Here is a 19122-nt window from a genome sequence, read left to right as displayed (position 1 = left end):
CCTCAAGCAGTCATTTCAGGGGTATTGCAAAAGTTTCCTATAGGAAACTTTGGATGCCTCTGAGTTTACATTTTGTGCATGCCCCCTGTTTGGGTGGATGCAAAATGTTCGGTTGCACAGGATTCAGTTCGGTGTAGCAGGTTAGCGTGATTTAGTCATGTGGCCCGTGGCACACCACTGTGGCCAACCCCAAACCTAAAGGACGGCGCCGACCCATGCACGCTGACCAACAGCTTTCCAAGTCCCTGAAGCCACGGCACCTCTCCATGATCGCCATTGCCGGCGTTATCGGAGCCGGACTGTTCGTTGGTTCGGGGGCCGCCATCCAGCAGGCTGGCCCGGGCATCCTCGTGGCCTACCTTGCTGCCGGCCTAGTGGTCATCCTCGTCATGCGCATGCTTGGTGAGATGGCTGCGGCAAACCCTGAGACGGGCTCGTTCTCCACCTACGCGGACAAGGCACTCGGCCGTTGGGCCGGATTCAGCATCGGCTGGCTCTACGCCTGGTTCTGGATCATCGTCCTTGGCATCGAAGCCACGGCCGGTGCCGCCATCATGCACCGCTGGGTTCCCGGTGTCGATCAGTGGATCTGGGCACTTGTTCTCATGGTGCTCCTCACACTGACCAACCTCGGCTCAGTGAAGTCTTACGGCGAGTTCGAATTCTGGTTCGCCTCCATCAAGGTCGCGGCAATCGTCATCTTCCTGCTCGCGGGCATCGTGGCAATCCTCGGTCTCATGCCGGGTGTTTCCGCCCCCGGCGTCGCCAACCTGCTGGATCAGGGCGGCTTCATGCCCAACGGCCCGGGCGCAGTCCTGGCGGGCATCCTCGTGGTGGTCTTCTCCTTCTTCGGCGCCGAAATCGCCACCATTGCTGCCGGCGAATCCGAGAACCCGGTGGACGCCGTCAAGAAGGCTGTTAAGTCCACTGTGTGGCGCATCCTGATCTTCTACATCGGCTCCATCGCCATCGTGGTGACCCTGTTGCCTTGGAACGACGCTTCCGTCGCCAAGAGCCCTTACGTCGCCGTCATCGAGCTCTACGGAATCCCGGGCGCCGGCACCATCATGGACATCGTTGTCCTCACCTCGGTGCTCTCCTGCCTGAACTCTGGCCTCTACACCGCCAGCCGTATGCTCTTCTCGCTCTCGCAACGGGGCGATGCACCCCGGGCCTGGATGAAGATCTCCAAGCGTGGCGTTCCTGCCGCGGCAGTGCTCGCTTCCACCGTGGTGGGATTCCTCACCGTGGGCGCCAACTACATCGCCCCGGACTCCGTGTTCCTGTTCCTCGTGAACACCTCGGGCGCCATTGCGCTCTTCGTATGGTTGGTCATCGCAACCTCGCAGCTCATCCTGCGCAAACGAATGGGTGCAGCTGCCAAGGATCTGGACCTCAAGATGTGGTTCTTCCCGTACCTCACGTGGATTGCCATCGGTGCCATCGTGGCACTCATCATCGGCATGGTCATCATCGAGTCCACACGCGAGTCGCTGTTCCTCTCGCTTGCGTTGGCCGCGATTGTGGTGGGCATCGGCGTGCTTCGTTATCGCATCAAAGGCAACAACCCTTCCATCCCGTCGCTTGGCGGAGAAGCCGAACGCACCAAGATTGGTTCCTAACCGGCGTCGTCTATTTCCATAGCAGGACAGCCGCCGTCAACACTCGACGGCGGCTGTCCTGTCTTGTTTTAAGGGGTGCCCACGTTCTAGGGGCGCCGGCGCGCGGCTACTGGGCCAGGCCGATGACCAAGTTAATGGTGACCGCCAGAATGACGGTTCCGAACAGGTAAGACAGCAGGCTATGTTTCAGCGCCTCGAGCCGGATGGTGTGATTGCCGAGGTTGGTGTCCGATACCTGGTAGGTCATACCCAAACTCGTGGCCAGATAGGCGAAATCCGTGTACTGCGGAGGGCGTTCCTGGTTGAAGCTGATGCCGCCCACTTCACCGCCGGCACGGGCGTCTTGGCTGTAGTACAGCTCGGCGTAACGCAGCGTGAAGAGGGTTTGGACCAACATCCAGGACAATCCCACGCATGTCAGGGCGAGGGCTGCAGATGAAAGACGTGCGCCCGTTCCTTGCGTGTGCGAATCGACGATGACGGCGGCCACAGCCGCAAGGCTGGCCAGGTTGGCGATCAGTATCAGCACGTCCGTGACGCCACGCGATGGGTCCTCGGACGTTGCATGGTGCTGAGTCTCCGCAGGATCAAGCCGTGCGATCACCAACCACACCCACACCACATAGACCAGGGCGGCGGCGGCCCAGCCGACTGCCGGAGCATCCACCCAACTGCCTGAGGCGCCGGCAGCCCCGAACGCCAATGCGCCGGCCAGCACCATGACCACAAAGCGCAGCCGGCTCCGCTTCACCCTGACGTTGTGCATGTGCTCACCTTAGTCAGCGGAGGAGCTTAAAAGTCCGCTTGGCGTGACGGATCCGCTTGCTCGCTCCGCTTCTTGTCAGCTTGCAGAATGCCGTCGCGTACGCCGGCGCGGATCACGAAGTACAGGACATAGAGGGCGATCGCGGAGAAGGTGACTGTCAGAATCAAGGCGCTTAGGGGTGTGGCATCCATGGCCCCACCCTAGCGGGAGGCTTCCAACGCAACAGGAATCCACGGATTGCCGTTCTTCGTGTTAGTGTCTTTGACGCTGTCAAGGAGAAAAAAGAAACATATTCTCCTGACCACCTTGCGCGGGTGGCGGAATGGCAGACGCGCTAGCTTGAGGTGCTAGTCCTCGAAAGGGGGTGGGGGTTCAAGTCCCCCTCCGCGCACAAAGAAACCCCCGGAAGGTGATCTTCCGGGGGTTTCGTCGTGCCCGGGCCTGTTTCCGTGCTCAGCTGCCATTGCGCGGCGCAAACATGATGACGCCAACGCCGACGATGCAGATGGCGGCTCCGATCACATCCCAGCGGTCGGGCCGGAAGCCGTCCATGAGCATTCCCCACGCCAGTGAACCAGCAATGAACACCCCGCCGTAGGCCGCGAGGACCCGGCCAAAGTGGGCCTCGGGTTGGAAGGCTGCGAAGAATCCGTAGATGCCCAGCGCAATGATGCCGAGTCCTGCCCACCACCATGCTTTGCCTTCGCGTACGGATTGCCAGATCAGCCAGGCTCCGCCGATTTCTGCGATGGCGGCGAAAAAGAAGAGCACGATTGACTTCAGTACGGTCATAACCCCAGTATCGCGTGCTGTGGACCCGGGTTATCCACATACGTGACTAGGCGGGTTTCGGCCGGAGATCCCGCCGAATAGCTTTGAGTGCAGGAGATGCACTAAGATATTGAAGTCTGTGTAACGCCCTCTTGCCGTGTTTTAGGCCGGGGAGCGCCAACGCAGCATCGCAAATGAACCTCCTGTTACGGAAATACCGTAACCGCTTAGCCCAAAGGAGGTGGGTTCACATATGCGTCCTTACGAATTGATGGTAATCATCGACCCCGAGGTCGAAGAGCGTACCGTAGAGTCGTCGCTTCAGAAGTTCCTCAATGTCATCACCACCGATGGTGGAACCATCGAAAAGGTTGACATCTGGGGCCGTCGCCGTCTGGCGTACGACATCAAGAAGAAGTCCGAAGGTATCTACGCCGTGGTGAACTTCACCGCAGCACCGGCTACCGCCAAGGAACTTGATCGCCAGCTGTCTCTCAACGAGACGATCATGCGCACCAAGATCATCCGCCCTGAAGACCAGAAGGTCGTTGCTGAGTAATCAGCCCCTTCCAAGTCTTTACCCCGAAGGAACGAACAAGGAGGCAGTAGATGGCAGGCGAAACCACTATTACGGTCATCGGTAATCTCACCAATGACCCCGAGCTGCGGTTCACCCCGTCTGGCTCAGCAGTAGCGAACTTCACCATCGCTTCTACTCCCCGGACCTTTGACCGCCAGTCCAATGAGTGGAAGGACGGGGAAACCCTGTTCCTCCGCGCATCGGTATGGCGCGAAGCAGCCGAGAACGTGGCCGAGTCCCTCACCAAGGGCATGCGCGTCATCGTTTCCGGCCGTTTGAAGAGCCGTTCTTACGAAACAAAAGAAGGCGAGAAGCGCACCGTAATCGAGCTTGAGGTCGATGAAATCGGCCCGAGCCTGCGTTACGCAAACGCCAAGGTCAACCGTACCCAGCGCTCCGGCGGTGGCCAGGGTGGCTTCGGTGGCGGTAACGCCGGTAATTCCGGTGGCTTCGGAGGTGGCGCTCCTGGTGGAAACCAGGGCGGCGGCAACTCCGGTGGAACCTGGGGCGGCAACCAGCCCGCACAACAGCAGGATGACCCTTGGGCTACGCCCGGTGTCAGCAACGCTGGCGGCTGGGGCAACGGCCCGGATTCCGAACCTCCCTTCTAAACACCAAATAAACGTCCGACGCCGGACACTCACCGGAACTGCCGAAAGGCACCATGGTGAAAATCGCCGTCGAACACCACCATCCCGTGGATCAATATCCACGGGCTCCATAGAAAAGGAGCTCCACGATGGCTAAGGCTGAACTCCGTAAGCCCAAACCAAAGTCCAACCCCTTGAAGGCCGCTGACATCACCGTCATCGACTACAAGGACGTAGCATTGCTGCGCAAGTTCATCTCCGACCGCGGAAAGATCCGCGCTCGTCGCGTCACTGGCGTTACCGTTCAGGAACAGCGCAAGATCGCCCAGGCAATCAAGAATGCCCGCGAAGTTGCTCTGCTGCCTTACTCCGGCGCTGGCCGCGGCTAAGGGAAGGGATTAACTAACATGGCAAAGCTCATTCTGACCCACGAAGTAACCGGTCTCGGTGCTGCTGGCGATGTTGTGGAGGTCAAGGACGGTTACGCACGTAACTTCCTGCTGCCCCGCGGCTTCGCTCTGACCTGGTCCAAGGGTGGCGAGAAGCAGGTTGAGTCCATCAAGGCTGCTCGCGCCGCTCGTGCGCACGCTTCCGTTGAAGCTGCACAGGCACAGGCCCAGGCTCTCTCCTCCAAGAAGGTCAAGCTCGAGGTGAAGGCCGGCGAGTCCGGTCGTCTCTTCGGCACCGTCAAGCCTGCTGATGTCGCTGCTGCTGTTGAGGCCGCTGGCCTCGGCGCCATCGACAAGCGCAACGTTGAACTGCCGAACCACATCAAGTCTGTTGGTTCGTACACGGCTAACGTTCGCCTGCACGAGGATGTTTCTGCTGTCATCGACCTCGAGGTCGTAGCCAGCAAGTAGTCTTTGACTGCACCCTAGGCCCCCGCTACCGGTTTCCGGTGGTGGGGGCCTTTTGCTTCCCACCTCTCCGCCGAGATGCCTTTTAATGACGATCCGGAGCGCTCCGACTGCCATTTAAATGCCAACTCGGTGCGGGGATTAGGGTGTGTGGAGCTCCTCCATGACGTGCTTGTAGCCCGTGCGGATCATCTCGGCCAGGACGTCCCGGTCCACGTCGTCGAGTTTGTTGACGTAGAGGCAAGCGGCCCCGGTTTTGTGTTTGCCGAGCTCGGGAAGCAGGCGGTCGGCGTCCGGGCCGTAAGTCAGTCCGTAGAGAGCCAGGTTGGTCTTGCGCGGAGAGAATCCGACGGCGGCTGAGTCGCCTTCGCGGCCGGTCTCGTACTTGTAGTGATAGCTGCCGAAGCCAACGATTGATGGGCCCCACATCACCGCCTCCTGGCCGGTGATGTCGCGCATCATGTCCAGCAACTCGAAGCCGTCCTCGCGCCGTTTGGGATGCTCCACAGCTGCCAGGAATTCTTCCACGGAGACGTCCGTGGGCTGGGTCTTGTTCTCTGCCATAGGGGTAGTTTCGCAGACGCGTTACGGGTGCGTCAGTAAAAACCGGCGAGCACCCCGGTGATAGCCTTCAGCGGTGACTTCAGAAGCCCTGCGAATCCGCCCGTTCCACCAAGTGGACGTCTTCTCCGAGGTGCCTTACCTCGGCAACCCGCTTGCCGTCGTCGTCGAAGCCGAAGGCCTCAGCACGGAGACAATGCAGCACTTTGCCAACTGGACCAACCTCTCTGAGACGACGTTCCTGCTCCCGCCCACCCATGCCCAAGCGGACTACAGGGTACGGATCTTCACGGGCAGTGAGGAGTTCCCTTTCGCCGGTCACCCCACGCTTGGTTCTGCGCACACGTGGTTGCAGGCCGGCGGAGTGCCCAAGACGGATGGCGTGCTGGTTCAGGAATGCGGCGCGGGTTTGGTGCGGGTCAAGCACGACGCCGGTCGCTTGGCTTTCGCTGCCCCGCCGCTGACCCGATTCGGCCCGGTGGATGACGATACCCGGGCACAGTTGGCTGCTGGCCTGCAGCTACCCGAGGAGGCCCTGCTCGATGCGTCGTGGTTGGTCAACGGGCCTACATGGATCGGCGTTCTTCTTGGTTCAGCGGAGCAGGTCCTGGCCGTCGAGCCCGATCTCGCTGCCATGGGTGACCTCAAAGTGGGGGTCATTGGCCCTCATGAGCCGGATGCCGCCGTCCACTTTGAAGTCCGTACCTTCATCCCGGGAGACGCCATGGTGGAGGACCCGGTGACGGGAAGTTTCAATGCCGGAGCGGCCCAGTGGCTGATCGGAAGCGGGAGGGCTCCCGAGGAGTACGTGGCCGCTCAGGGTACTGTCCTGGGCAGGGCGGGCCGGATTCATGTGAAAGCGGAAGATGGTGAGATCTGGGTTGGTGGAGCGTCGGCAACTTGCATCGAAGGCACAGTGCTCCTTTAAACGGCGCTCCTCTAAACGGTTCTGCCCTAACCCGTCAGATCCGCTGAGGGCGGGTCAGCACCACAAGCAGGAAGATGCCTGCACTGAAGACCACCTGCACAGCCACCACTGATATCGGCACGTAGCCAAGGTACAGCGCCACCAACAGCGGAACCATGGCCAGGATGGTCACGTCCAGCCCGCGCATCAGTGAGCCGAGTTGAGCCCGCGGAACCGGACCGAACGGAGTTTCAACCGGCGGAGCGGTCCAATCCGGCGGGATCCTGGTGGCTGCGCGGAGAGTCCCTGCACCCATGCCGACCCCGGCCAAGGCGCCTACTCCCATCAGCCAGGGATCAGCGGCACCTAAGAGAACCAACAACCCACAGAGCACGGCCATCCATGCAGACATCGCCAGGCACGGCATGAGTGTCCTGCTTGTCCGCACCAGTGCCTGATGCAGTGGAAGCATCGCGTCGAGTTCAGGAACCAACGCTGTTTTGCGGGCCACACCGCCCAGGCCCGAAGCCGTGGCACAGCCGGCGATCACGATCACCGCCAACTGGGCGAACTCGGGCAGCCCACCTTCCACGAGCAGTGTGGAGATGCAGGCGAGCAACCAAAGAATCGGTGGCATCAAAGGCGGATTGAGTCTGACGAAGGCCACCAGATCAGCCCGGATCAGGGCCCTCAGCGGGCCCCGCGAAGGGCGGGCGTAGAACCTGGCTGCCCTGCCGCCGTCGACGGCTTTGCGGTTGCCGCCAAGAGCTCGAAGTACCTCGTTGGAGTCCATCATGAACAGTGATGCGCCGGCGTGCCCGGCGACGGCGCCGCCTCGAACCAGTTCGTCACCCCGCACCTGGCCGGCGCGTGGCACCACCATGGCAAAGAGTCCGACGACGGCAACGGCCACCAGCGCTGTGGGCCACGGTGAGGATGAAAACGCCGGAAGGACGGAGCACGCAAGAAGCAGGGCAGCAGTGATCGTCTTGCCAAAACGTGGGCCCTGGAGGGCAAACTGCTGGACGGCCGCCGGAACCACCGCAACGGCCCCCGCAACGCCGAAGGTGAGCGAAGCAAGCAGGTGCTCCAGGGGAGCCCGGTCAACGGCGGTGACCATGCTGAAGGGCAGGTAGATCACGGCTGAGCCAACTGCAGTGAGCGCGACCTTGCGAATGAAGGGCGGCAGCACCATGGGCCTGCGGTCTACGGGGAGTGTCAGCCACCAGGTGCTCTCTGCTCCATTCACGGACATCGGTCCAAGCTTCCGGGCAAGGTTGTTGATGACCACGAGGGCAGCGAAAGTCATGGACGTCCACAACACGGGTTCCGGCAGGACGAGCCACTGCTCTCCGATGATGCTGCCGGTGGTGGTGGCACGGTTTGCGATCTCGTTCCGCAATGCCAAGACGAACGAGGCCGCAATGGTCAGGGAAACGCCAATGCCCAGTCCCCAACTGTAGGCATCAACAAGGCGGGTTCCCCACGAGACCCGGCTGCGTTTATAGCGTCTGGCAGATCGGCGGGTGAACCGGACAATCTCAGAGGCCAGCTCCCGGTGCTGAGGCGAACGTTCAGGGGCGAGCATGTCAGGAGCCGGCAATGATCGAGGCCCCTTGCTCCGGATCAAACTCCCGGACTTCCTCATCAATAACCAAACACGTGGAGGCTGTGGCGAGCAGCAGTTCTGGATCGTGCGTCACCAGGACTACAGCGCCACCGTCTTGGGCGTGCGCGGCGATGCGCTCACCCAGGGCTACACGCATCCGGGGATCGAGTCGCTGTTCCGGCTCGTCCAGGATCAGGAGCGACGACGGGCGGATGAGTCCGGCGGCGAGCAGCAATCTGCGACGCTGGCCGGAAGACAAAGCATCAGGGATGGCATGGACCCTGCCCAGCAGCCCGAAGAATTCCAGCTCTTCCTCAACTCGGGCTTCGGGGTCCTCCAGGGAGTGCCCACGGGCGATGAGGAGTAAGTGTTCGCGGACAGTGAGGGACGGAAAGAAGAGGTCGTCGTCAAAAACGGCGGAGACCTGCCGGCGGAACGGCACAGCGTCCGGATCGATGAGGAGGCCGTGGACCTTCACGTCTCCGGCCAAGGCGGTCTGCCGTCCTGCGATGGTCTTGGCTACCGTCGATTTTCCTGCACCGTTGACACCGACGATTCCCAAGACTTCACCGGCCTTAACCGACGCGGAAACTTCCCCGCAAACCGGAACCCCGGCATAGCCGACCCATAGACCTTCGGCCTCCAAAACTGTCCCCATGGTGCTACCCTATCGGCGGGATTGGCGTCACCCCACTGCAGCGTTTAGCGTGAGTCGTATGTCAGCACCCGATGATTCCGCGAAGGCCACCGGCAACCCTTTGCTTGTCCTGGGCAAAATCACGTCCATCCTGGATGCTTTTTCCTTGTCCAAGCCGGTGCTTCAGCTTGCCGATATCCGCGAGTTCACGGGCATGCCCACGTCCACGGTGCAGAGACTTGTCACCAATCTGACCTCGCAGGGCTTCCTTGACCGCGAGGACGACGCGTACCGCATCGGTATGAGGATGGCTTATTGGGCGGCACCTGCAACCCGGGGTATGGAGGTGGTGGACATCCTGACTCCGCTGCTTAAGACCCTGAGGGATACCACCGGTGAGACCGCCTGTTTCTTTAAGGCCGAGCAGCACTACCGGGTTTGCGTGGCCATGGCGGACACTCATCACGCACTCCGCCGCGAGATGCACCTGGGCAAGATCGTTCCGCTTCACGCCGGATCAGCGGGCAGGGTGCTGCTCGCGTGGTCTCCTGAACTGATGGAAGCTGTTTTGAGGGACCCTTTGGAGTCGATCACCGACTACACCATCACCAGCTCCGAGGAACTTGTTGCCGCCGTAAAGAAGACCCATGCGGACGGGTTTGCGATCACTGTAGGCGAGAGGGAGGACGGGGCGTCCGGCCTGTCTGCACCTGTATTCGACTCGGCCGCGGGCTTGGTGGGAGCCGTAACCATCAGCGGACCAACCCTTCGCATGCCGCTGGAAACGTGCGAGGCCTGGGTGGAACCCCTTCTCGCTACAGCGGAGCACATGACCAGGCTCATAGGGGGCCGGTTCCCCGGCGAGAGCTAACTTCAACCGTAGGGAGAGATTGACGATGCCTGAAAAACCACCAACCGTGGACGCGTACATCTCCGCCCAACCGGAGGCCACGCAGGACGTCCTTCAGGAAATCCGCAGAGCCATCCACGCCGCCGTGCCGGATGCAGGGGAGATGATTAGTTATGGCATTCCCACCATCACCATTGACGGGCATTACGTGGTGTACTTTGCGGCATGGGCGCACCACATCTCGGTCTATCCGGTCCCTCGTGGCGATGAAGGTCTAGCCACGGAGCTGGCCCCGTACTTATCAGGCAAGGGGACCCTGAAATTCTCGCTGGCCGAAGAAATTCCCTTCGATGTGATCGCCAAAGTCGCTGCCCAACTCGCGGCAGAGAAGAAGATGGAGCACTGATGCCTGTTTAGGCCTCTTTGGCGGGTTCTGGAGACCGAGCATGCGTGCGCCTCGCGGCGGATGTGAGCCGCTTCCCTATCCGAATCAGAGGCTGTTCGACGGCACGGGCTAGAACCTCCGCAACATCGAATGACAAGACGGCGGCCAGCAAGAGCCTGACAATCGCCAGCCCAAAATTCCGCTGGTCAGCAGGGATAACCATGCTAACCACGTCGATGCAGAAAGGGTGGAAAAGGTAAATCGCATACGTCCTGGTCCCGAGAAAAGCGACAGGCTTCCAACTCAGCACCCTTGTCAGTGGCGATGTGGCGAGGATGAATGAAGGGAAAAGAAGCGCAACGGTGAAGGAGAACAGGACGTGCGCATTGCCGCTCTCGTGGCCGCCGGGGAGGATCGGGTCAAGAATGTAAGCGGCGATTGCTACAGGGATGAGCGCGGCAGCCACTCCGGGCCGGGAGAGCTTTGACGCAATCCTGAATCCCCGGTGGGTGTGCATGGTGAGGCCAAGGACGCAACCGGCGAGAATGGCGGTGTAAATCCCAAAGTAACGCGCGCCCTCAAGGTAGCTGGCCGCGGAAGCGAGGGCGAGCAAAACGGTGGCTGTCGCCAGCCGATGCCTTTTTATCAGCGGTATGGCGAACATGAGGAACGGCCACACGATGTAGAACTTTTCCTCGATGCCGAGCGACCAGCTGTGGACGAAGCTGCCGCCGCTGGCGAGATCTCCATTGAACGTTGCCAGCAGCGGTAGCCGCTCCGCAAATTTGGCCGAACCCTCACCGAGCCCGAATAGAAAGACGCCCGCTGCGGCTGTAGAGAGCGCAATGTAGTAAAGCGGCAGGATGCGAAAGGCTCGTCTGACATAGAACTGAAAGATCGAGACTCGGCCACGTCGGCGTTCCTCGCGGATCAGGAGCGATGTGATCAGGAAGCCGCTGATGACAAAGAAGAGAGTCACTCCCATTGAACCGTTGAGAAATCCCCAGATGTGGGGGTCGCTCATGTGCGAGACGAGGACTATTGCGATGCTGACGGTTCGGAGCCCGTCCAGCTGCGGCCAGTAGCGGGCGGACAAGAAGGATGACTCAAGCTTTTCCACAAATCCCTTTCAGGCTTCACTGCGCGCCTTGAGGCATCACGGCAGGGTTCATGCCAATCGTGTAAATAGTGTGACCGGCCCAGGGGGGTTTGGTCCGGCCACACCATCTACTTGGTCTACACAGCGCGGTGGTGTGGATCCTTCGTAAATGCGTGTGGTGGACCCTCGACTTCTCCGTGACGGGCTATCGTGACAAACTCAAGGAGCTGGACGAGCAAATGAGAGCTGGCCGCCCCTTCATCGCTTTCTCCACCCGGCACCTGATTGACGCCTAAGCGCAGTGGGTAGTAGTTAAGCGGGCGCACCTAGGAGGAGCACGTATGGATTCTGCACGGACCTTTGAGTCGATTGTCATCATCTTCAATCCCAACAGCACCGGGGACGCGCCGGAGTTGGCGCAGCAGCTGCATGACAAGCTGAGGGAGCTGCTCACGTATCATCCCGAAATCACGCTCCAGCCCACTGAGCACGCTGGGCATGCCGTGGACCTCGCGCGGGAAGCGGCCTCTCAGGGTGGCGACGTCCTGGTGGTCTCGGTGAGTGGCGATGGCGGCTACAACGAGGTGGTCAACGGTGTAATGCAGGCCGGGAATCCGAATGCCGTCTGCGCAGTCAGGGCCGCCGGCAATGCCAATGACCATAGCCGGATCATCGGGACAAAACCGTTGGAAGAGGCCATTGCGGAGGGGCGGGTCCATAACATCGACCTCCTTCGCATTCACACAGGGCAAAAGGAGAATGAGCCCCTGGAGTACGCGCATTCGTACATCGGATTCGGCCTCACTCCGGTGGTGGCAACCGAACTCGAAAAGGGCAGCAAGGGCGCCCTCAAGGAAATGATCACCGTTATTCAGACCTTCTCCAAGTTCGAGCCCTTTGGTGTTCGCCTGCCAGATGGGAAGCGCCGAAAGTTCGACAGCCTCGTCTTCGCCAATATCAACGAAATGGCCAAGTACGCCACGTTGAGCGAAGCAGAGGATCACCCGTCGGATGGCAAATTCGAGGTGATTGTTTTCCCGCACATGCCCAAATGGCGCACTCTCCTGACTGCTCTGAAGGCCACCACGCAAGGTCTGGGCGATCAGCCGAGCGTGAGCAGCTACGAATTCACAACCCTCAAGCCGCTGCCGTACCAAATGGACGGCGAAGTGAAGTCCGTTGAGGCAGACGTCAAGGTCAGAGTGGAGTGCGCCCCCCAGGCCCTGGCCACCCTCGGATAGCCATGTCTAGCCTGCAGGGGCCGCAGGCGGCTGTGACCACCTATCGTCTGAGCTCAATGAGCTGATGCCTTCATGCCGATAGGATGTCCGCACGTACTAACAATTCCGCCCGTTGAAGTAACGACGAAAGGCGACACGGATGTCGTTCCAGGCTTACCTTGATGCTATTGAAGACAAAACCGGGCTCACCCCGCGGCAACTGGTTGAAATTGCGGAAACCAAGGGATTCAATGGCCCTGCTGTGAAAGCCGGGACCATTCTTGAATGGCTCAAAGCTGACTACGATCTTGGCCGTGGCCACGGAATGGCCCTGGTACACGTCATCAAGAAGGGCCCTCAAATCGACAGCAAGCATGTGGGTTCGGACGGAACTCACCGGGACGAGTCAGACATGCTCTGGCTGGACGGCAAGGCCAGCAACCCTAGTCCCTGATGCGATGGTGGCGAGCTAACACTAAGCATGCTTAGCTTAGTGTTAGCTCATACCTGATGGCATGCAGAGAGGAACACCATGTCCACCGTGACGCAGCTGTTCAAGTCCCCTGCCCCTGACGTCTGGAAAGTCATCGAAGATGGTTGGCTCTATTCCGGCTGGGTAGTGGGTGCCTCAAGAATCCGCGACGTGGACCAGCAATGGCCGCAAGTTGGGGCTCAGTTGCACCATTCCGTGGGCTCCTGGCCTTTCCTGATTGATGACAGCACCCGCGTGACAAGCATGGAACCCGGCCAAAAACTGGAGCTTCTCGCAAGGGGTTGGCCGTTGGGCGAGGCCAAGGTGCTGATCACGCTGGAGGACCTCGGCGGCTCCCAATGCAGGGTCTCCATCTCCGAGGATGCCGTGCGTGGCCCGGGAAAAGTGGTGCCCAAGGCCCTGCGCGATCCCATGATTTCCGTAAGGAACCGCGAAACCCTGAGGCGGCTGGAACTCATGGCTGCGGGCGGGGCAGGCCGGAAAAGCTAGAGGGCAGACGCGATGGCCTCACCGGCAGCACGCAGTGCTTCGAAGTCGGTTGCAACAATAACGTCTGCAAAATTCTCCGCGTAGCTGCCCAGATCCTCATGAACAGAGCCGACACGGACAGCACCGTTATCCGGGCATTGCCAAGACCACCGTTTTCGGTGATGGCCCGCACAGCGCCGGCGCCTCCGTCCGCGGCCAGCCCCAAGATGGCCCGCTTCGGCTCACCCCAGGAATTGACGACGTCGACGCTCACCGGGGATGCGCGCAAACTGCGGCAGAGTGCGTCGAAAGTCCCCTCACCGCCATCGGCGACGGGAAGCTGCCTAGCCGAGCCGCCGCCGTCGTGAATTCCTGCGGCGATGGCCGCCGCAACCTCAGCCGCCGTGTACGTTCCCTTGAAACTGTCGGGGGCCACCAGGATGTTCATGCTCGCACCAGGGGGTTGACGGGGTGGACCGGCAGTCGTCCTTCGGCCATGGCGATCGCGTTGAGGGCGCTGAGCCTGGCCATTTCGGCACGCACAGGGACGGTGGCGCGCCCGACGTGGGGGAGGAGGACCGTGTTGGGTAGCTCGGCGAGGCCGGGAGCGAGTTGTGGCTCGTCCTCGAACACATCAAGGCCGGCGCCCGCGATCACGTCGTTGCGCAAGGCTTCAACGAGAGCGGACTCGTCCACCACAGGGCCACGGCGGTGTTGATGAGGATGGCATCGGGCTTCATGCGCTGCAAGACGGAAGCATCCACAAGATGCCGGGTCTATTCACTGAGCGGAACGTGCAGGGATAGGAAATCGCTGCGCTGCACGAGTTCCCACGGTACCTGCCGGACCTTGCCGGCGAATTCTCCCAGTTCTTCATCGCTGACAGGGCGGTCACCGGGTGGCGGCGTCCACGTCGATGTTGTTGTAGCCCACCGCGTAGTTGGACACACCCTTGACGCGGGCATTCGCCAGCAGCGGCCCATCGATGACGTCGCGAAGTTGGGTCAGCACGACGTCGTAGTCGCCAGAGGCGCAGAGCGCAGAGAGTGTCGCGTAGTCAGGCGGCTCGGGCAGGACGGTGACCTGACCGGCGTCGGACAGTAGTTGTAGTCCAGGTTCCGGAATGGCCGTGGTGAGCAGGAAATCATGACCCACGCTTAGTTGCCTCCATCGGAGGCAACCTGAGCAGCGGAGGACTGGCTGGACGGAATGACCCAGTTAAAGGCCGCCGCCTTGGACCGGGCGCCCTGGGCTGCTTTGGAACGGTTCGGCTCACCCAGTTCAGCCAACAGTTTCTCAGAAAGCGCCACAAGATCCGCGAAGATACCCGGAGTGAGCCACTCAGGACGGGTTGCAAAGAGGATGTCTTCACTGGAGGTATTGCCGCTGGCGCCGGGCGCGAACGGGCAGCCACCCAGCCCGCCGAGGGCGCCGTCCACCATGGCAGCGCCCGCCTGGATGGCGGCCAGCGTATTGGCAACCCCCAAACCCCAGGTGTCGTGGCCGTGGTACACAACCCGACGCGCAGGGGACTCGTCCTTCACGCGGGTTATCAGTCGGGATACCTGCGCGGGAGCGGCTTGCCCCAAGGTGTCGCAAATGACGATATCCGTGGCGCCCTCAGCGCGGGGATCGTTGGCGATGGAGAGGACGCGCTCCTCGGGAACATAGCCTTCGAAAGGACAGGTGAAGGACGTGGCTATGCACAGCTGGATGTGACCATTCACTGCGCGCGCGTACTCAATGGCCTCGGGCAACGCGGCCAGGCTCTCATCAGTGGTGCGCCCGATATTCGCTTTGTTATGCGAATCCGAGGCTGACAAGCAGTACTGGAAATTCCGCGCACCAGCGGCAGACGCTTTGGCCACGTGACCCGGTGTTGCCACCCAGATCCAGCACTTCTCCAGTTCCTCCGGGGTGAGGGCCTGGACCACTTCCAATGTGTTGGCCATGGTGGGGACCAGGTCCGCGCGGGCCATGGAGCCCAGTTCAATTGCTGGCACTCCCAGGCGCAGCAGCTCGCGCACGGTCTCGATCTTCTGCTCCGTTGGCAAAAGCTTGCCGGTGAGCTGAAGGCCGTCGCGCAGCGTGACGTCCCTGAGGATGACGTTGCCGAGCGTAGTGGCCAGGGGGCTTTCAAAACGGTTCATGCTCGGAGGGCCTCCTCGCGGCCGGAAGCCGCATTGATCTGTGCGGCGTCCATGTTCAGGAGTCCGCCAAGGATTTCTTGCGTGTTTTCACCCAGGTCCGGGCCGAGGTTCCTGATGGGTAGTGACTGGTCCCCGATGACCGGAACAATGCCCGGGAACCCGACGCCTGGGAGGATTTCCTCGCCCGTGGAAACGTCGAACTTCTGGATCATGTTGCGGGCGGCGTACTGACTGTCAGTGCTGATGTCCGCCGCGGTGTAAATGGGGCCGGCAGGAACACCGGCGGCCTCGAGAGCCGTGAGGGCCTCAGCACCTGAAAGCGTCGCTGCCCATTCGCCGATCGCCTGATCCAATTCTTCGCGCTGCGCCCATCGCCCGGCATTTGACTGCAGGGAAGGGTCGTCTGCGAGGTCCGGGCGGCCAATGGTCTGCATGTACCGCTGGTAGATGGAGTCACCGTTGCCTGCCACCACAATGCTCGCGCCGTCCTTGCACACGTACGCATTGGAAGGGGCGATGCCCTCCATGCGGCCGCCCACACGTTGCCTGTCCACGCCGTATGCCTGATAGTCCGGGATCAGCGATTCCATCATGGAGAACATGGCTTCGTTCAGTGCCACGTCAATGATCCGCTCGGTGAGCGGAACAGCGCCCGCCGACTCCCGGCGTCGTGCTTCACGCTGGTAGAGGCTCATCATGGAGCCGAAGGCGGCGTACAGGCCGGCGATCGAATCGCCAATCGAGACACCAACACGAACGGGCGCGCGGTCCGGGTCGCCCACCAGGTTGCGGAAGCCGCCGTACGCTTCGGCGACGGCAGCGAAACCGGGCCGCTCGGACAACGGGCCTGTCTGCCCGAAGGCAGAAATCCGCGTGACGATCAGGTCCGGGTTCGCTTTGTTGAGGACTTCCGGGCCCAAACCCCACTTTTCCAACGTGCCGGGACGGAAGTTCTCCAGCAGGATGTCGCACTTGGCAACGAGCTCCAGCACTGCCTGCTTACCCGCGTCAGTGCGCAGATCCAGGACCACGGACTTCTTATTGCGGTTCAACGTGCGGTACAGCATGGACGTGTTGCCCTTGTGCAGGCGCCAGTTGCGCAATTCGTCGCCGGTTCCGGGCCGTTCAACCTTGATGACCTCGGCTCCGAAGTCTGCCAGCAGTCTGCCTGCCGTGGGTGCGGCGATGTAGTTGCCGAGTTCCAGGACCCGGACGCCGTCCAGAGGGGCGATTGTTTGGTGTGTCATGGTCTTCTTTCGTGCGTGGTGGGTAGGCGGTTGGCGGGGCCGGTCAGAACAGCAGGCTCATGGGCAGGATCAGCAGAATCGCCACCACGGAGGCTACGGACACTCCCACCGTGACCGATTTGAGTGCACCCCTCACACTCTGGCCCAAAAGTGACTGCAGGAGCCAGAACGTGTTGCTGGTGACGTGAACCATGAAGAGCGATCCCGCGCCGGCGGCGAGGGCCAGCAATACCGGATCGAGGCCGATGGCCGGTGCGATGGGTGCCAGCAACCCGGCCGCCGTGATGGCGGATAACGTTACGGATCCGACGGCGATGTGCAGCACAGCGGCGATGGCCCAGACCACCAGCAGCGGGGCTACGGTGCTCGCGGAGAAGAAGCCGCCCAGAATGTCGCCCAAACCGGCAGCTGCGACGGTTGCGGCAAGCGCTCCACCCACACCGGTCAGGATGAGGATCTGGCCGCTTTCCTTGAAGCCCACAGCGATGGCTTCCTCGACCTTCTTCTGTCCGATTGCAGAGCGGGTAACCAGGCACGTGCCGATCAGGCCGATCAGCAGGGCAATCACGGGCTCGCCGAGGAGCTGGAGCCAGGGGAGCTGGATCTCGGAGATCTCCAGGATTGCCCCGGCGCCAATGAGGAGCAGGGAAGTCAGCAGCGGTGCGAAGAGCAGGACGAGCGGGGCTTCTTTGCGCTCACGTTCAACGACGGCGACGCTTCCGCCGGCCGGTTGGGCGCTGGATGCTGCAGTTCCCGGCTCTTTGTTGGCCGGGGAAGGCGCGGGCGCCTGGCCGCTATCAGCGGGTTCCTCGCCTTCGTTGTCTTCCTCAGTGACGAACGTGTGGTCCTCGTCCTTGGCTTCATTCCAGAATCCGCGGCGGAACAGGAACGTCATGATGGCAATCGAGATGATGATCGTGGGGATCACCAGGAGCAAGCCGAACAGGAGCATCTTGCCGAGCGGCACGTTCAGGAGGCCCGCCAGTGCGAGTGAAGCGACGCCAGGAACCGTGAAGACGATGCCGCACTCAAGGGCGATGGCCATGGCCGTAGCCATCCGCGCCGTGCCGAGCTTGCCGATTTTGGGGGCCAACTTACGGGCAAGCGGCGCCGAGATGACCAACAGGACGTCCAGGAAGATCGACTGCAGGACCGTGCCGATGGCCAAGCCCATGGTATAGGGGAGGCGCTTGGGGCCGAAGGTCTTGAGGAGGTGTTCCACGAGCCGGCGGATGGCACCGCTCTGATTGAGGATTGAGCCCATCAGGACGCCGAACGCGATGAGCAAACCGACGTCCACCATGATCTCGCCGAACCCGCCAGTAATGGTCTTGACGGTCTCTTCTACGCCGAGGCCCACCGCCAGGCCGAGGTAGACAGAGGCGAGGATCAGGGAAATCACCGGGTTGACCCGGAAGCGGACGATCAACAGCACAGCGGCCAGAACCGCGACAGCTGTGTTGATCAGAACAGCAATGTCTGACATGGAAAATCCGATCGTTGGGCCTTCCGCACTGAAGGCTGGAATCTGATGCGCACCGTGAGGCAGGCCACATCACTCATCCCATATTATGAGTTTGAACTCATAATGCAAGCCTTTCCCGAAACTAGGTGGAGATACGTCGCTCCGCTGGGAAGGGGGCCGTGCCCGCTTCGCGATGCCCGCCACGCCGCGGCCCCCTTCCCAGCTGCGCTCGGCGACGACTCGCACCTTAGCGCCTGACTGGCTCATAGTCGGTGCTCGTAATAGTGGTCGACGCGCTGGTGAGGGAATTGGAAGGGGAGGCTCCAGCGTCGTGGGTTGGGCCAAAACGCACCTTTGGGACTATGGCGACGGTCCCGCGCTTCCCGGGCATTACTTGGGAGGTGTCACCGTGCGGCCGGATTTTCGACGGCGGGGGATCGCAGCTGAGCTGACGGGCGCGCGGGTGCAGTGGATTTGGGAGCGGGCCGAGGTCGCTTGGTTTGTGGTCAACGCCAGCAATCATGCCTCGCTGACCCTGCACCGTGGGTTTGGGTTCCAGGAGGTGGCGCGGGGCCCCGCATTTCACTCGGTAAGGTTCGACGGCGGCGAAGGGGTCCTGCTGAGGGCGGCGCGGCCCTGTCCTGACCCCAGGGGACGTCCTTCCGCCTTAGCATGGTCCAGAGAAGCGCCGACCGGGGGAGTGTGTGATGGGGCCGTTGGAATCGATCCAAGCCAGCACGAGGCAGGGTGAGGCGGCCCAAAAGGGCTTACCTTCGAAAACCCGACAAAAGCGCTCTGCGCGATATCGGAAGCTTGAGTTGGCGATCCTGTTGGTGCTGATTGTC

The 19122-nt window shown here is 61.4% G+C and carries 24 protein-coding genes, 1 tRNA gene and 1 pseudogene; 14 read left to right on the top strand and 12 right to left on the bottom strand.

Annotated features, from left to right (window positions below):
- The first annotated feature begins 215 nt into the window (after window positions 1-215).
- On the top strand, window positions 216-1622 hold the full coding sequence (locus J7I86_RS14040; RefSeq protein WP_214820780.1) for an amino acid permease: 1407 nt from the start codon (window positions 216-218) through the stop codon (window positions 1620-1622).
- Window positions 1623-1728: 106 nt separating this feature from the next.
- Here the strand turns inward: J7I86_RS14040 and J7I86_RS14035 are convergent, their stop codons facing one another.
- Together J7I86_RS14035 and J7I86_RS14030 are read right to left on the bottom strand one after the other, a co-directional pair.
- Complete coding sequence (locus J7I86_RS14035; protein WP_286179794.1) at window positions 1729-2388, bottom strand: DUF1345 domain-containing protein; 660 nt, start codon at window positions 2386-2388, stop codon at window positions 1729-1731.
- A gap of 26 nt (window positions 2389-2414) precedes the next feature.
- Entirely contained in the window at window positions 2415-2579 is a 165-nt protein-coding gene (locus J7I86_RS14030) for a hypothetical protein (protein WP_214820779.1), read from the bottom strand.
- 117 nt (window positions 2580-2696) lie between these two features.
- On the opposite strand from J7I86_RS14030, the gene J7I86_RS14025 reads away from it, so the two are divergent.
- Window positions 2697-2779, top strand: a tRNA-Leu gene (locus J7I86_RS14025).
- 62 nt (window positions 2780-2841) lie between these two features.
- Here the strand turns inward: J7I86_RS14025 and J7I86_RS14020 are convergent.
- Entirely contained in the window at window positions 2842-3180 is a 339-nt protein-coding gene (locus J7I86_RS14020) for a YnfA family protein (protein WP_214820777.1), read from the bottom strand.
- A gap of 232 nt (window positions 3181-3412) precedes the next feature.
- On the opposite strand from J7I86_RS14020, the gene rpsF reads away from it, so the two are divergent.
- The 4 genes from rpsF (at window position 3413) to rplI (ending at window position 5189) form a co-directional block, all read left to right on the top strand.
- A complete protein-coding gene (gene rpsF, locus J7I86_RS14015; protein ID WP_011776755.1) occupies window positions 3413-3718 on the top strand; it encodes a 30S ribosomal protein S6 in 306 nt (101 codons plus the stop codon).
- A gap of 50 nt (window positions 3719-3768) precedes the next feature.
- On the top strand, window positions 3769-4350 hold the full coding sequence (locus J7I86_RS14010; RefSeq protein WP_011776754.1) for a single-stranded DNA-binding protein: 582 nt from the start codon (window positions 3769-3771) through the stop codon (window positions 4348-4350).
- Window positions 4351-4478: 128 nt separating this feature from the next.
- Window positions 4479-4718, top strand: a complete 240-nt coding sequence (gene rpsR, locus J7I86_RS14005; protein WP_003800144.1) for a 30S ribosomal protein S18 — start codon at window positions 4479-4481, stop codon at window positions 4716-4718.
- Window positions 4719-4736: 18 nt separating this feature from the next.
- Window positions 4737-5189, top strand: coding sequence for a 50S ribosomal protein L9 (rplI, locus tag J7I86_RS14000; RefSeq protein ID WP_024818808.1), 453 nt, complete (start codon window positions 4737-4739; stop codon window positions 5187-5189).
- A 138-nt stretch (window positions 5190-5327) separates the two neighbouring features.
- Here the strand turns inward: rplI and J7I86_RS13995 are convergent, their stop codons facing one another.
- On the bottom strand, window positions 5328-5750 hold the full coding sequence (locus J7I86_RS13995) for a DUF1801 domain-containing protein (RefSeq protein WP_214820775.1): 423 nt from the start codon (window positions 5748-5750) through the stop codon (window positions 5328-5330).
- Window positions 5751-5823: 73 nt separating this feature from the next.
- Between J7I86_RS13995 and J7I86_RS13990 the strand changes: the two genes are divergently transcribed.
- Window positions 5824-6675 (top strand): PhzF family phenazine biosynthesis protein, encoded by an 852-nt coding sequence (locus J7I86_RS13990; RefSeq protein WP_214820773.1) that lies wholly within the window; start codon window positions 5824-5826, stop codon window positions 6673-6675.
- A 34-nt stretch (window positions 6676-6709) separates the two neighbouring features.
- Here J7I86_RS13990 and J7I86_RS13985 read toward each other — a convergent pair whose 3' ends face one another.
- Both J7I86_RS13985 and J7I86_RS13980 read right to left on the bottom strand, forming a co-directional pair.
- Window positions 6710-8242: a DUF6297 family protein gene (locus J7I86_RS13985; protein ID WP_214820771.1), complete on the bottom strand. Its 1533-nt coding sequence runs from the start codon at window positions 8240-8242 to the stop codon at window positions 6710-6712.
- 1 nt (window position 8243) lies between these two features.
- On the bottom strand, window positions 8244-8921 hold the full coding sequence (locus J7I86_RS13980; RefSeq protein ID WP_214820769.1) for an ABC transporter ATP-binding protein: 678 nt from the start codon (window positions 8919-8921) through the stop codon (window positions 8244-8246).
- Window positions 8922-8979: 58 nt separating this feature from the next.
- On the opposite strand from J7I86_RS13980, the gene J7I86_RS13975 reads away from it, so the two are divergent.
- Window positions 8980-9771 carry an IclR family transcriptional regulator gene (locus tag J7I86_RS13975; RefSeq protein WP_214820767.1) on the top strand — a complete coding sequence of 264 codons (792 nt, stop codon included), beginning with the start codon at window positions 8980-8982 and terminating at the stop codon, window positions 9769-9771.
- Window positions 9772-9796: 25 nt separating this feature from the next.
- On the top strand, window positions 9797-10156 hold the full coding sequence (locus J7I86_RS13970; RefSeq protein WP_286179792.1) for an iron chaperone: 360 nt from the start codon (window positions 9797-9799) through the stop codon (window positions 10154-10156).
- A 7-nt stretch (window positions 10157-10163) separates the two neighbouring features.
- Here the strand turns inward: J7I86_RS13970 and J7I86_RS13965 are convergent, their stop codons facing one another.
- Window positions 10164-11255 (bottom strand): acyltransferase, encoded by a 1092-nt coding sequence (locus J7I86_RS13965; RefSeq protein WP_214820766.1) that lies wholly within the window; start codon window positions 11253-11255, stop codon window positions 10164-10166.
- Between the two features lie 128 nt (window positions 11256-11383).
- Here J7I86_RS13965 and J7I86_RS13960 point away from each other — a divergent pair, with 128 nt between their 5' ends.
- The 4 genes from J7I86_RS13960 (at window position 11384) to J7I86_RS13945 (ending at window position 13436) form a co-directional block, all read left to right on the top strand.
- Window positions 11384-11530: a hypothetical protein gene (locus J7I86_RS13960; protein WP_286179791.1), complete on the top strand. Its 147-nt coding sequence runs from the start codon at window positions 11384-11386 to the stop codon at window positions 11528-11530.
- A 45-nt stretch (window positions 11531-11575) separates the two neighbouring features.
- Complete coding sequence (locus tag J7I86_RS13955) at window positions 11576-12475, top strand: diacylglycerol kinase family protein (RefSeq protein WP_214820765.1); 900 nt, start codon at window positions 11576-11578, stop codon at window positions 12473-12475.
- Between the two features lie 139 nt (window positions 12476-12614).
- Window positions 12615-12908, top strand: a complete 294-nt coding sequence (locus tag J7I86_RS13950; protein WP_214820764.1) for a DUF4287 domain-containing protein — start codon at window positions 12615-12617, stop codon at window positions 12906-12908.
- A 78-nt stretch (window positions 12909-12986) separates the two neighbouring features.
- Window positions 12987-13436 (top strand): SRPBCC family protein, encoded by a 450-nt coding sequence (locus J7I86_RS13945; RefSeq protein WP_214820763.1) that lies wholly within the window; start codon window positions 12987-12989, stop codon window positions 13434-13436.
- Here the strand turns inward: J7I86_RS13945 and J7I86_RS13940 are convergent.
- From J7I86_RS13940 to J7I86_RS13920, 5 genes and pseudogenes are all read right to left on the bottom strand, one after another.
- On the bottom strand, window positions 13402-13863 hold the full coding sequence (locus J7I86_RS13940; protein ID WP_286179790.1) for a glycerate kinase: 462 nt from the start codon (window positions 13861-13863) through the stop codon (window positions 13402-13404). The genes J7I86_RS13945 and J7I86_RS13940 overlap by 35 nt on opposite strands.
- Window positions 13860-14570 (bottom strand): annotated as a pseudogene (locus tag J7I86_RS13935) (NAD(P)-dependent oxidoreductase). The gene J7I86_RS13940 and the pseudogene J7I86_RS13935 overlap by 4 nt, the downstream one beginning before the upstream one ends.
- A 2-nt stretch (window positions 14571-14572) precedes the next feature.
- On the bottom strand, window positions 14573-15565 hold the full coding sequence (locus J7I86_RS13930; protein WP_214820762.1) for a hydroxymethylglutaryl-CoA lyase: 993 nt from the start codon (window positions 15563-15565) through the stop codon (window positions 14573-14575).
- Window positions 15562-16812 (bottom strand): CaiB/BaiF CoA-transferase family protein, encoded by a 1251-nt coding sequence (locus J7I86_RS13925; RefSeq protein WP_214820761.1) that lies wholly within the window; start codon window positions 16810-16812, stop codon window positions 15562-15564. Before J7I86_RS13925 ends, J7I86_RS13930 begins: the two co-directional genes overlap by 4 nt.
- Before the next feature lie 43 nt (window positions 16813-16855).
- Entirely contained in the window at window positions 16856-18298 is a 1443-nt protein-coding gene (locus J7I86_RS13920) for a GntP family permease (RefSeq protein ID WP_214820759.1), read from the bottom strand.
- A 172-nt stretch (window positions 18299-18470) separates the two neighbouring features.
- On the opposite strand from J7I86_RS13920, the gene J7I86_RS13915 reads away from it, so the two are divergent.
- Window positions 18471-19028 carry a GNAT family N-acetyltransferase gene (locus tag J7I86_RS13915; RefSeq protein ID WP_214820757.1) on the top strand — a complete coding sequence of 186 codons (558 nt, stop codon included), beginning with the start codon at window positions 18471-18473 and terminating at the stop codon, window positions 19026-19028.
- The last annotated feature ends 94 nt before the right edge of the window (window positions 19029-19122 follow it).

This window comes from Arthrobacter sp. ISL-95, assembly GCF_018613695.1.
In the GTDB taxonomy this organism is placed as follows: Bacteria; Actinomycetota; Actinomycetes; order Actinomycetales; family Micrococcaceae; genus Arthrobacter.
This window is presented reverse-complemented; position numbering and strand designations above follow the sequence as displayed.